The organism is Nocardioides islandensis, assembly GCF_015352455.1.
GTDB lineage: Bacteria > Actinomycetota > Actinomycetes > Propionibacteriales > Nocardioidaceae > Nocardioides > Nocardioides islandensis.
In genome coordinates, this window is the sequence record NZ_JADKPN010000022.1 from 25772 (window position 1) to 38141 (window position 12370).

Annotated in this window: 11 protein-coding genes and 1 tRNA gene; 7 read left to right on the forward strand and 5 right to left on the reverse strand. The window is 72.0% G+C overall.

Features of this window, described 5'->3' with window-relative positions; all coding sequences use genetic code 11:
• Positions 1 to 42 precede the first annotated feature (42 nt).
• A tRNA-Val gene (locus ISU07_RS23260) sits at positions 43 to 114 on the reverse strand.
• A gap of 104 nt (positions 115 to 218) precedes the next feature.
• On the opposite strand from ISU07_RS23260, the gene ISU07_RS23265 reads away from it, so the two are divergent.
• The 5 genes from ISU07_RS23265 to ISU07_RS23285 all read left to right on the forward strand — a co-directional run bounded on the left by ISU07_RS23265 (position 219) and on the right by ISU07_RS23285 (position 5721).
• The gene (locus ISU07_RS23265; protein ID WP_194709247.1) at positions 219 to 953 is read left to right on the forward strand and encodes a DNA alkylation repair protein; all 735 of its coding nucleotides are present in this window, start codon (positions 219 to 221) and stop codon (positions 951 to 953) included.
• A 21-nt stretch (positions 954 to 974) separates the two neighbouring features.
• The gene (locus tag ISU07_RS23270; protein ID WP_194709248.1) at positions 975 to 2513 is read left to right on the forward strand and encodes an AMP-binding protein; all 1539 of its coding nucleotides are present in this window, start codon (positions 975 to 977) and stop codon (positions 2511 to 2513) included.
• A 113-nt stretch (positions 2514 to 2626) separates the two neighbouring features.
• A complete protein-coding gene (locus ISU07_RS23275) occupies positions 2627 to 3748 on the forward strand; it encodes a Nif3-like dinuclear metal center hexameric protein (protein WP_194709249.1) in 1122 nt (373 codons plus the stop codon).
• A 52-nt stretch (positions 3749 to 3800) separates the two neighbouring features.
• The gene (locus tag ISU07_RS23280) at positions 3801 to 4505 is read left to right on the forward strand and encodes a zinc ribbon domain-containing protein (protein WP_456093966.1); all 705 of its coding nucleotides are present in this window, start codon (positions 3801 to 3803) and stop codon (positions 4503 to 4505) included.
• Between the two features lie 10 nt (positions 4506 to 4515).
• The gene (locus tag ISU07_RS23285; RefSeq protein ID WP_194709250.1) at positions 4516 to 5721 is read left to right on the forward strand and encodes a bifunctional RNase H/acid phosphatase; all 1206 of its coding nucleotides are present in this window, start codon (positions 4516 to 4518) and stop codon (positions 5719 to 5721) included.
• Here ISU07_RS23285 and yaaA read toward each other — a convergent pair whose 3' ends face one another.
• Complete coding sequence (yaaA, locus tag ISU07_RS23290; RefSeq protein ID WP_194709251.1) at positions 5722 to 6501, reverse strand: peroxide stress protein YaaA; 780 nt, start codon at positions 6499 to 6501, stop codon at positions 5722 to 5724.
• Positions 6502 to 6558: 57 nt separating this feature from the next.
• Here yaaA and ISU07_RS23295 point away from each other — a divergent pair, with 57 nt between their 5' ends.
• Both ISU07_RS23295 and ISU07_RS23300 read left to right on the forward strand, forming a co-directional pair.
• Complete coding sequence (locus tag ISU07_RS23295; RefSeq protein ID WP_194709252.1) at positions 6559 to 8010, forward strand: RNB domain-containing ribonuclease; 1452 nt, start codon at positions 6559 to 6561, stop codon at positions 8008 to 8010.
• Between the two features lie 54 nt (positions 8011 to 8064).
• Positions 8065 to 8286 (forward strand): hypothetical protein, encoded by a 222-nt coding sequence (locus tag ISU07_RS23300; RefSeq protein ID WP_194709253.1) that lies wholly within the window; start codon positions 8065 to 8067, stop codon positions 8284 to 8286.
• Between the two features lie 24 nt (positions 8287 to 8310).
• Here ISU07_RS23300 and ISU07_RS23305 read toward each other — a convergent pair whose 3' ends face one another.
• The 3 genes from ISU07_RS23305 to ISU07_RS23315 form a co-directional block, all read right to left on the reverse strand.
• Positions 8311 to 8724, reverse strand: a complete 414-nt coding sequence (locus tag ISU07_RS23305; protein WP_194709254.1) for a DinB family protein — start codon at positions 8722 to 8724, stop codon at positions 8311 to 8313.
• Positions 8725 to 9140: 416 nt separating this feature from the next.
• Complete coding sequence (locus tag ISU07_RS23310) at positions 9141 to 10367, reverse strand: metal-dependent hydrolase family protein (protein ID WP_194709255.1); 1227 nt, start codon at positions 10365 to 10367, stop codon at positions 9141 to 9143.
• A 575-nt stretch (positions 10368 to 10942) separates the two neighbouring features.
• The gene (locus tag ISU07_RS23315) at positions 10943 to 12163 is read right to left on the reverse strand and encodes an HNH endonuclease signature motif containing protein (RefSeq protein ID WP_194709256.1); all 1221 of its coding nucleotides are present in this window, start codon (positions 12161 to 12163) and stop codon (positions 10943 to 10945) included.
• Between the last annotated feature and the right edge of the window lie 207 nt (positions 12164 to 12370).

Here is a 12370-nt window from a genome sequence, read left to right on the forward strand (position 1 = left end):
TTACTCCTGCCGGGTGGTGTGCCGGACCACCCCCACGGGGGGTGGGCGCAGCAGGGATCGAACCTGCGACATCTTGCTTGTAAGGCAAGCGCTCTACCGCTGAGCTATGCGCCCGTCCGACGCGCCGAACGCGTCCTGAACGACGCGCGATCCTCTCACAACACCGCCCGCAGTCCGGCCGTGACGGCGACCGCGAGCAGCTGCGGTTGGATGGCGCCGTGGGTGCGGACGCGGACGTGGTCGCTGCGGTCCGATCGGCGCTGGCCGAGGCCGGTGATCCCGCGATCGCGAGCGGCCAGCAGGCCTACATGAAGTCGTCGATGCCGTACCACGGCGTCCCGTCGCCGGTCCTCAAGCGCGTGCTGCGCCCGGTGCTGGCGGCGTACGCGCCGCTGGACCGCGCGACGCACGAGGCGACGGTGCTGGCGCTGTGGGACGGCGCGACTCATCGTGAGGAGCGGTACGCCGCCACGACGCTCGCGCGGCACCGAGCCGCGCGGCCGTGGCAGGACCCGGCGAGCCTCGACCTCTACCGGCACCTCGTGGTGACGGGCGCGTGGTGGGACCACGTCGACGAGGTGGCCGCCCACCTCGTCGGGAACGTGCTGGCGGGACACCGCGTCGAGGTGACCCCGGTGGTGCGGACGTGGGCCCGGGACGGCGACCTGTGGGTGCGGCGTACGGCCGTGCTGAGCCAGGTCAACCATCGGGGCGACACCGACACCGACCTGCTGCGCGAGGTCGTCGAGGCGAACGTCGCGGACCCGTCCTTCTGGCTGCGGAAGGCGATCGGGTGGGCGCTGCGCCAGCACGCCCGCACGGACCCGGACTGGGTGCGGGCCGAGGTCGCCCGTCTCGGCGGGCGCTTGTCCGGGCTGTCGAGGCGCGAGGCCCTCAAGCACCTCGGCCAGGTCGGTCCTGGCCCGGCGACGGGAGGGTCGACAACCGGGTGACCTGGGTTGAGACTCGGAGCCGTGATCGTGCCCTTCACCGTGAGCGACTTCTTGGACCGCGCCGTCACCGTGTACGGCGACCGCATCGGGCTGCACGACGAGCCCGACCAGCCCGCTCCGTCGTGGGGCGACCTCACCTACGCCGAGATGGGCCGGCGGGCCCGGCGGATCGCGGCCAAGCTCGACGAGCTGGGCGTCGGCTTCGGTGAACGGGTGGCGATGGTCAGCCACAACAGTGGCCGGCTGCTGACGTCGTTCTGGGGCGTCAGCGGGTTCGGCCGGGTGCTGGTGCCGGTGAACTTCCGGCTGTCGCGCGACGAGGTCGCCTACATCGTCGAGCACTCCGGCGCGAAGGTCCTGTTCGTGGACCCCGAGCTCGCGGACGCGCTCAAGGACGTGGAGGCGTCGGCGCACACGTTCGTGATCGGCTCGGACGACGACCTGATGGTCGACGGCGAGGATGCCGACCCGCGCCCCTGGGACAGCCCGGACGAGAACGGCACGGCCACCATCAACTACACGTCCGGGACGACCGCCCGGCCCAAGGGCGTGCAGATGACCCACCGCAACATCTGGGTCGACGCGACGACGTTCGGCTGGCACACCGGGGTGAGCGACCGCGACGTGTACCTGCACACGCTGCCGATGTTCCACTGCAACGGCTGGGGCATGCCGTTCACGATGGCCGGGATGGGGGTGCCCCAGGTCGTGCTGCGCAAGGTCGACGGCACCGAGATCCTGCGGCGGGTCGAGAAGTACGGCGTCACGATCATGTGCGCGGCTCCCGCGGTCGTGGCCGCGGTGCTGGACGCCGCGCCGGGCTGGGACGGGCCGATCCCGGGTCGCGACAGGACCCGCATCGTGGTGGCCGGGGCCCCGCCGCCCAGCCGGACGATCCAGCGGGTCGAGGAGGAGCTCGGCTGGGAGTTCATCCAGATCTACGGGCTGACCGAGACCTCGCCGCTGCTCACCATCAACCGGTCGCGGCAGGAGTGGGACGACCTGTCGGCCCAGGAGCGGTCGCTGAAGCTGATGCGCGCCGGCTCGCCCGCGGTCGGCGTCACCCTGAAGGTCGACGGCGAGGGCGAGGTGCTCGCGCGGTCGAACGTCGTGCTGGCGGGGTACTGGGACAACCCCGAGGCCAGCGAGGCCGCCCTGGAGGGCGGGTGGTTCCACACCGGCGACGGCGGCGTGATCGAGGACGGCTACCTGACGATCTCCGACCGCAAGAAGGACGTGATCATCACCGGCGGCGAGAACGTCTCCTCGATCGAGGTCGAGGACGCGATCTTCAGCCACCCGGACGTCGCCGAGGTCGCCGTGATCGGCGTACCGGACGACAAGTGGGGCGAGACGATCAAGGCGCTGGTCGTGAAGGCCGAGGGGTCGACGCTGACCGAGCAGGAGCTGATCGACTACGTGAAGAGCAAGGTGGCCCGGTACAAGGCGCCGTCCTCGGTCGAGTTCCGCGACGTGCTGGACCGCACGGCGACCGGCAAGCTCCAGAAGTTCAAGCTGCGCGCGCCGTACTGGGAGGGACGCGACCGCCAGGTCAACTAGCGGCGGCGGTCCCGCGATTCGTCAGAGATCTCGACGCTCGCGCCGCCCGGAGGATCGCTGACGAATCGGTTGGACCGAGCTCGACCACCATGCGCGCCGCTAGCCTGCACGCCATGCCCACGCTGAGCGAGGTCGTCGAGCTGGTGCACGGGTGGTACCCGCCGGGCACGGCGGACGACTGGGATGCCGTGGGGCTGGTGGCCGGGGACCCGGACCAGGAGGTGCGCACGATCCTGCTCGCCGTCGACCCGACGATCGAGACGGCGCGCGAGGCGGCCGAGCACGGCGCGGACCTGCTGCTGACGCACCACCCGCTGTTCCTGCGCGGGGTGCACGGCGTCGCCGAGACGACGCCGAAGGGCCGGACGCTCGGCGTGCTCGCGCGGGCCGGCTGCGCGCTGCTCACCGCACACACCAACGCCGACCACGCGCACCCCGGCGTGTCCGACGCGCTGGCCGAGGCGCTCGGACTCGAGCACCTCGCGCCGCTGCGGTCCGAGGGCGGCCCGCTCGACAAGCTCACCGTGTACGTCCCGCTGGCCGACGCGGACCGGGTGCGTGGCGCGCTGGCGGAGGCCGGGGCGGGACGGATCGGGGAGTACGAGTCGGCGTCGTTCAGCTCGCCGGGCGAGGGCCGGTTCCGGCCGTTGGAGGGCGCGAACCCCGCCATCGGCCGCGTCGGCGAGCTCGAGGTGGTCGGCGAGGACCGCATCGAGGTGGTGCTGGACCGGCCCATGCGCAGCCGGGTGATCCGCGCGATGCTCGCCGCGCACCCCTACGAGACGCCCGCGTGGGACGTGGTCGAGCTCGCCGACTCGGCCACCGCGCCGACGGGCGCCGGGAGGGTCGGTGACGTCGAGCCGACGACCCTGCGGCAGTTCGCGGACGACGTACGCCGCACGCTCCCCGAGACGCCACGGCCGGTGCTGGTCGCGGGCGACCCGGACCGCGACGTGCGCCGGGTGGCCGTCGCCGGCGGCGCGGGCGACTTCCTGCTGGGCGACGCCCTGGGCAGCGGCGCCGACGTGTTCGTGACCAGCGACCTGCGCCACCACCCGGCGATCGAGTTCGTGGAACAGGGTGGACCCGCGCTCGTCGACGTCTCGCACTGGGCGGCCGAGTGGACCTGGCTGCCGCAGGTGGAGGCCAGGCTCGTGCGCGCCATGGATACGGTGGAGACCCGCGTGAGCACGATCTGCACCGACGCCTGGCGGTTCCGCGGGGGAGAAGGATGAGAAGGAGCACACCCTGAAAGCCGACCCCGCCGTCCAGCTGAAGCTGCTCGACCTGCAGGAGCTCGACTCGCGCGCGGACCAGCTGCGCCACCAGCGCGGCACGCTGCCCGAGCACGACGACCTGGCCGCGATCACCATGACCCGGCAGGACCTCGGCAACCAGGCCCGGGACGCGCGCATCGTCGTCGACGACCTCACCGCCGAGCAGACCAAGGTCGACGCGGACGTCGAGCAGGTGCGCACCCGCCGCGACCGCGACCGCAGCAGGATGGACCAGGGCCTGGTGTCCAACCCGAAGGACCTCGAGCGGATGCAGCACGAGATGGCGTCCCTCGAGCGCCGCATCGTCACCCTCGAGGACGAGGAGCTCGAGGTGATGGCCCGCCTCGAGGACGCCCAACGCACCCTGGAGGAGCTGACCGCGCAGCTCGCCGACGCCGAGCAGCGCAACCGCCGGCTGGAGGAGGCGCGGGACGCCAAGTACGCCGAGATCGACGCCGAGCTGGCCACCCTCACCGGGCAGCGCGTACCGGTCGCCGCCGAGGTACCGGACGACCTGATGGCGCTCTACGACCGCCTGCGCGCGGCCAAGAACGGCGTCGGGGCGGCGGCCCTCCGGGCCCGCCAGTGCGGCGGCTGCATGCTCACCCTCGACAACGCCGAGGTCGGCAAGATCCGGGCCGCGGCCGAGGACGAGGTGCTGCGCTGCGAGGAGTGCCAGCGGATCCTGGTGCGCACCGAGGAGTCCGGTCTGTGAGGTGGGCGCCGTGACCGGCCCGCGCGCCGTCGTCATCGAGGCGGACGGCGGCTCTCGCGGGAACCCGGGCAACGCGGCGTACGGCGCCGTCCTGAAGGACGCCGACACCGGTGCGGTGATCGCCGAGGACGGCACGCGCATCGGGGTGGCCAGCAACAACGTGGCGGAGTACCGCGGCCTGATCGCCGGCCTCGAGCTCGCCGCCGAGCTCGCCCCGGACGCCGACGTCGAGGTCCGGATGGACTCCAAGCTCGTGGTCGAGCAGATGTCGGGCAACTGGAAGATCAAGCACCCGGACATGAAGCCGCTCGCCCTCGAGGCCAACCGGCTCGCGCCGTTCGGGACGACGTACACCTGGGTGCCGCGCGAGCAGAACAAGCACGCCGACCGGCTGGCCAACGAGGCGCTGGACGGCAAGCGCAGCGGGGTGACCGTGGCGGCCGACCCCGGCCACCGCGGTGACGAGGCCGCCCCCACCGAGGCGACGGACGCCGTCGAGACCGACGAGCCGCGCTGGGTGGCGTGGCGCAGGCAGGTGCAGACGACGCTGGTGCTCGTGCGGCACGGCGTCACGGAGCACACCACGCAGAAGCGGTTCTCCGGCGGCACCTCGTCGGCCAACCCGGGGCTGAGCGAGGAGGGTCGCGCCCAGGTACGGTCCGTCGCCGAGTGGCTGGCGCCGTTGGGAGACCGGGTCGACGCGGTCGTCGCGAGCCCGGTACGCCGCGCGCTCGAGTCCGGTCAGATCCTCGCCGAGCGACTCGGGGTCCCCGTCGAGGAGGAGCCCGGCTTCGCGGAGATGGACTTCGGCACGTGGGACGGGCTGACGTTCGAGGAGGTCGCCGCGGAGTACCCCGCTGACCTCGATGCCTGGGTCGGCACGACCGACCAGCGGCCAGGAGGCGGGGAGTCCCTGCAGATGGTGCGCGACCGGGTGCTCGCGGCGCTGGACGGGGTGCTCGCGCGCCACGTCGGCGGGACGGTGGTCGTGGCCAGCCACGTCACGCCCATCAAGGTCGTGGTGGCCGACGCGATCGGGGCGCCGCTGGAGTCCCAGTTCCGGATGGAGCTGCGGCCGGCGTCCGTCACCGTCGTCTCCTTCTTCAGCCCGCCGGAGGGCCCAGTGCCCGGGAGTGGCGAGCGGCACGCCTCCCTGCGGGCCTTCAACACCCTGGCCCCGGGCGTCGACCTGCTGGACGAGTCGACGCGCTGGTAGCTACACCTCGCTGACCACGACGTCGACCTGCGTGCCGTGTCGGCCCTGCTCGCCGACGTCGGCCTGCCAGCCCAGTCGCTCGAGGGTGGCGGCCAGGGCCCGGACCGAGCCGGGGTTCGCGCCGTCCTCCAGGAGCCCGCGGACCAGCCGTCCCTTGGTGGCCTTGTTGAAGTGGCTGACGACCGTGCGCTTCCCGCCGGTCTCGTGCAGCACGCGGACGGTGACCACCCTGCGCGCGAGGTCGGCCGCGGGGCGCCAGAACGCGGCGTACGTCGTGGACCGGAGGTCGACCACGAGTCCGCTGCCGGCGGCGTCCCGCACGACGGGGTCCAGGCTCGCGCGCCACACGCCCGCGACCGCCCCGAGGCCGGGCAGGGAGGCGTCGCCGGAGAGGCGGTACGCCGGGATGCGGTCGCCCGGGCGCACCAGACCGAAGAGCGAGGACACCACCGCGAGCCGGCTGGTCGCGCGGCGGCGGGCGTCGGCGGCGAGGTCGGGCAGCGCGAGGGCGTCGTAGAGGACTCCGGTGTAGACGTGGTCGGCGCGAGCCGTGGGCGCGTGGTCGAGCGCCGCGTTGCGATGCACGAGGTCCGCCAGGCCCGGCGGGAGGCCGAGCGCCTTCCGTGCCGTCTCGACGTCGCCGCGGCAGAGGTCGAGCAGGGAGTCCAGGACCTGCTGCCGCGGCGTGGTGAGGTCCGGGAAGGACAGCGCGCCGAGGTCGAGCGGCTTGCCGCGGCGGGCCGGCGTCTTGCCCTCGCTCGGCGGCAGCAGGATCAGCACGGGCGTCAGGGTAGGGGCTGCCGGGTCGTGGCCTTCGCCCTGGCTAGGGTTGCTCGCATGGCTGCCAGCCGCGTCGTCCACGTCACCAGCGCCGACGACGGCGCCGCCGCGCGCGACCTCCGCGAGGGCATCGCGCGGATCCAGGAGGAGCTCGAGGTGGCCCCGGACTTCCCCGCGGACGTGCTCGCCGCGGCCGAGGCCGCCGCGGCCAACCCGCGCCTGCCGGACCTGGACCGCACGGACCTGCCGATGATCACGATCGACCCGCCGACCTCGCGGGACCTCGACCAGGCGATGCACCTCGCGCGCGACGGGGACGGGTACGTCGTCTACTACGCCATCGCCGACGTGGCGGCGTTCATCAGCCCCGGTGACCCGATCGACCTCGAGGCCAACAAGCGGGGGATGACGCTGTACGGCGCGGACTCCAAGATCCCGCTGCACCCGCCGTCGCTCTCCGAGGGCGCCGCGTCGCTGCTGCCCGACCAGGTGTGCCCGGTGCTGCTGTGGACCATCAAGGTCGACGAGACCGGTGAGGGCACCGACGTCCAGGTGGAGCGGGCCCGGGTGAGGTCGCGGGCCAAGCTCGACTACGCCGGGGTCCAGCAGGCCATCGACGACGGCTCGGCCGAGGAGTCCCTGGCGCTGCTCAAGGAGATCGGCGAGCTCCGGCTCGCACGGGAGGCCGCCCGCGGTGGCGTGTCGCTGCCGCTGCCCGAGCAGGAGGTCAGCATCGAGGGCGACACGTGGCACCTGGAGTTCCGCGCGCAGATCCCCACCGAGCAGTGGAACGCCCAGATCTCGCTGCTCACCGGCATGGCCGCCGCGTCGCTGATGGTCTACGGCCGGGTCGGGCTGCTGCGCACCCTGCCGCCGCCGGACCCGCGTGACGTGCAACGGCTGCACCGCACGGCCCGCGCCCTGGGCATCGACTGGCCGGCCGAGATGCTCTACCCCGACTTCGTGCGCTCGCTCGACCCGTCGAGGCCGACCCACGCCGCGATGGTCACCGCCTGCACGCGGCTGCTCCGGGGCAGTGGCTATGTCGGGTTCGTGGGGGAGGTACCCGACCAGCCCGAGCACGCCGCCCTCGCCTCGGAGTACGCCCACGTCACCGCCCCGTTGCGGCGTCTGGGGGACAGGTACGCCGGGGAGATCTGCCTCGCCCTCTGCTCGGGGCAGGAGGTGCCGATGTGGGTGCTGGACCGGCTCGGCGAGCTGCCGCAGACGCTCCAGCGGGCCGACCAGCTCTCGCACCGCTACGAGGGCATGGTCATCGACCTGGTCGAGGCCGGCGTGCTCCAGAAGCGGGTCGGCGAGAAGTTCGACGGCGTGGTGGTGGACGTCGACGAGAAGGACGAGGCGAAGGGCACGGTCACCATCCAGGACCCCGCCATCGAGGCCCGGCTCACCGGGCCCGCGCCGCTGCCGCTGGGCAACGAGGTCGGCGTCCAGCTCACCGAGGCCGACCTCGGCTCGCGCAGCGTGGTGTTCGCGCTCGAGGCGTAGCACTTTTTGGGCGATTCGCCCGCGCGCGACGCCCGATCGGCGTAGAACGGAACCGTGGAAACCCCGACCCCCCGTACGTCGGCGTACCTCCTGGTCGTCGGCCTCGCCCTCTCCCTTGCGGGCACCTTTCTCGCCGGCGACGAAGCCTCCGTCGGCACCTGGACCGGCGGCGCGCTGCTGCTGCTCGGTTTCGTGATGGTCGTGACGGCTCTCGTGCGCTGGGCCCTGCGCCCGCGTGCGGTCGCGGTGAAGCCCCGCGCGCACGTCTCCGTCTGAACCGGCTTCCGTGGGGCTGGACCTTCAGTAGCCGCGAGAGCCGTCGATGGCCTCGCGCAGCAGGTCCAGGTGTCCGAGGTGCCGGGCGGTCTCCTCGGTCAGGTGGCCCACGATCCACCGCAGGGACACCAGCGGGAGCCCGGCGGGCGCGTAGGCCTCGATCTCGTCGAGGTTGTGCGCTGCCACGATGTCCCTCGATCTCGCGCACTGGGCGTCGTAGGCGTCGAGCAGCTCGGCCAAGGGTTCCGCCCCCAGGACCCACCCGCCCGACGGGTCGGCGTCGGAGTCGTCCCCGAGGAAGCTCCGCTCGAACCAGTGCCACTCGACGGAGCGCAGGTGCGAGACCACGGATGCGATCGACAGCTCGCTGCTGGGCACGGGTCGTCGCCGAGCGGCCTCCTCGTCCTTGACCCAGGCGCTGGTCTTCAGTGGCGTCATTAGCACACAATGTCTTACTGCTGACGCGGGGCAGGTGGCGGCGTTGCCTCGCGCGCGCACTCACATGCCGATGAGCGGTGACTGCACCAGAGTCAGCCGGATGCGTCAGACTGGACGGGTGGAACCGACATCTCCGAAGCCCGACTGGGCCGACCGACTGTCGAGCGGGCCGCCGATGCGTGACGAGTTGGCTCGGGTCGTTGATGCCGATCATGGGCTCGACGACGCCGAGAACGGCTACTTCGAAAGCGCGAACGACCCGCAGTTTGTGGCAACTGAGACGGCGCAGCGAAGGTTCAGGGGTCAACTGCGTCGCAGACTGAGGCACCGCGAGTCGAAGTCACGCGAGCGGGCATCCGAGTAGCGAACCGTCCGCTCATGCCGCGCTCCGCGCGGTCGTGCCGATGAGCGGTCGGTCACCGCTTGACACGTCGCCCGGCGCGCCAGACGCCGATGATGTGACCCGGGTCGGCCAGCACCAGGATGTCCCGGAGCGGGTCACGGTCGAGCGCGATCAGGTCCGCGTCGAAGCCCTCTGCCAGGATCCCGCTACGCGGAGCCTGTGGGCCGAGGGTCATCGGACCGTTGGCCGTCGCTGCCTCAACAGCCTCAAGCGGGGTCATCCCGGCCTCGACGAGCAAGGGCAGCTCACGCCCGTTCCGCCCCCAGGAGGCGGGGAGGTCACGGCCGCTGTAGGCGATGTCGGTCCCCGCGGCGATGGTGACCCCGCGCTCGTGGGCCATGGCGACGGCGGCGGCGTGTCTGTCGGCGATCGCGGCCATCTTCGCCTTTGCGTAAGGCGGCAGGTGGTCGCTGACGAGGGTCTCGGCGATGATCGTCCGCGTGGGTACCAGAAGGGCTCCGGTCTCGCGCATGGCGTCGCACACCTCCTCATCGAGGTAGGTTCCGTGCTCGATGGTGCGAACGCCGGCCTCGAGTGCCGCCAGCATCCCCGGCTTGCCGTGACAGTGCGCTGCCACCACCCGCTCGGCCAGAGCTGCCACCTCGACGATGGCGCGAAGCTCCGCCACGGTGAACTGCTGGTGGAGGGGGTCGTCAACCTCAGACAACACACCGCCCGAAGCGCACACCTTGATCAGCTTGGCGTTCCGGCGCAGCTGCTCCCGAACGGCCCGGACGCACTCGTCGACCCCATCACACTGGCGCAGGTCACCGCCCGAATGGCCGAAGTCCGTTAGCCACGCTTGCGGGAACTGGTGAACATCCGCATGCCCGCCTGTCGTCCCGAGGATCGCTCCAGCGCCGTAGATCGCCGGGCCCTCCAGCAGTCCCTCAGCCACCGCCTGGGACAGATAGACACCGAGCCCGCCCATTTCCCGTACCGATGTGACCCCAGCGTCCAGAGCCGCCCGGAGGTCGTGCGCACACCGAGCGGCGCGCAATGGACTTGGGTCGGTGACCACGCGGCTCAAGTCGAGGCTGCGCACTCCGAGGAGGTGCCCATGGCAGTCCCAGAGCCCAGGCATGGCGACAGCAACGCGGATCGGGTCTCCGTCGCTGTTCTGTGGCGCCCCGGCGGCTGGCCCGGCGTACGCGATCGTCTCTCCATCGAGGATCACGACACCGTCGCGAAGCGGCGCGCCGCGGCCGGGGATCAGCAGATCGGCCTCTACCCGCTCCACGCAGACTCACCTCCCGCTGTCGTCAGGCCGTCAGATCCCAGCATGTTCCCCGCCACCCTGGTTTGGAAGCGGCGAGCACGTCGGTCTGCACACTCGCGTGGCCGCAACCGGTCGACGGCCCTGCTCAGGCGTCCATGTCGTCAGGCGAATCCGCGTCCGCTCATGCCGCGATGCGGTCGTGCTCGCGCGCGGGAGGGGGGTGCTCCTCGCGAGGAGGGAGGTCGTGCTCACGAAGGACCAGGAGCGAGAGAGGGCATGTCTGCGTCATCGACGCCCCTACCTGTCGCCCTACGGAGCGTCCTCCCACGACCCGCGTTGGTAGTTGAGCCTGAGGCTCAGTGCGTTGGTCCACGCGTCGACGAACGCGCTAGCGGAGACGCATGCGCAAGATGCGCAGGCCGCTCCCAGCGCCTTGTCGGGATCCACGCGTCCTCCTCGTCGAGACCCGCGCACTTGCGACGCACCGTCGCCCGCTGCCACTCCAGCCAGCCGGTGCTGACGGCGCACTCGTCGCCGAGCCCGGGCGGGAAGCTCCTCTCCTCCGTCGGCATGCGACCACCCTTCCATCGACCGGCTCACGTGCGCCGGTGGAAGGTGGTGGATCCGTTGGCGTGGTGGTGGGTCTGCCAGGCGGGGTCGTGGGCGCGGTGGTGGTGGAAGGGGCAGAGGAGCTTGCCGTGGGCGAGGTTCGTCTTGCCGCCCGTGGACCAGGGCTGCTGGTGGTGGGCTTCGCACCAGGCGGCGGGGATCGAGCAGCCGTCGGCGGTGCATCCTCGGTCGCGGAGGGCCATGGCCTTGCGTTGGGGGCCGGTGAAGAGGCGCTTGGATCGGCCGAGGTCGAGGATCTCGCCCTTCCCGCCCAGGACGACGGGGATGATGCCGGCCTGGCAGGCGAGCCGGCGGGTCTGTTCGGCGGTGAGCCGGTCCTCGGTGGAGGTCTCCGCGATCCCGGTCCCGGTGCGGAGGGACTCCAGGTCGATGGTGACCATGACGCTGGTGGCGGTCCCGCCGTGCTTCGGGAGCCGGTTGGTGGGGAGGTTCTCCAGCAGGGCGCAGAACGCCTCCCCACGACGTCGGGATGCGGGCAGCTGGTCGACGTCGTCCCCGAGCGCGCCCCCGAGCGGTCCGCGTCGGGGTGAGGTGTAGGACTCCAGGTAGGTCCGTAGCCGGTTCAGCACGGGCATCGGGATCCGGGCGTGGAGGTCTCCCGAACCGTCGCCGCGGTCGCGGAAGGTGAGCCGGGTGACGGCTCGGGCGCGGCGGTCCTCGGCCAGGAGCCGCTGGTACTCGGCCTCGTCGGCGTCCTCGGGGGCGATGACCTCCAGCAGCCGCTGCCCGAGGCGTCGCAGCTCGGGTGGTCCGAAGTGGGCGGCCTCTCCGATCAAATAGGCCTCGCCCTTGGCGCGGAGTTCGGGGTCGAGGTTCTTGGGGAGGCGTTGGAGGGCGTCGACGATCTCCCGGGCTTGGGCGACGTTGACCGCACCCGCACCCATCGCGGCCGTGATCGGCTCGCCTCCATCCCGGGCGAGCTTCTCGCGGAGCCGGACCTGCCCGATCCCGTCGCGGGTCTCGGCCGCCAGCCAGTGCGCAGTGGACCGGGCGCCGGTCTCGACCGCGATGGCGTCGGCGGCGCCGAGGATCCGGATCCGTTCGGCCTCGACCCGGGCCACGATCCGCGAGAGCCGGATGAGCGCGTCCTTCTTCTCACTCGTGCTGCGGTAGTCCGGAGCGATGGTGGCGAGGTCGTCCAGCGCGTGCTCGACCGCATCGAGCGAGGCGGCGTACGTGCTGGACATGGATCAATCCAAGCATCGACCACCGACAGTGGTCGGGCCTCAGAACCCTTTGTCCACAAGGGGTTCTGAGGCATGTCGGAGAAGTTCGCGCCGGGTCTCGTGACGGGACTTCGTCCCTCCTCGACCAGCGGTCGGCGTGGTCTCGTGACGGGGCTTCGTCCCTCCTCGACCAGCGGTCGGCGTGGTCTCGTGACGGGGCTTCGTCCC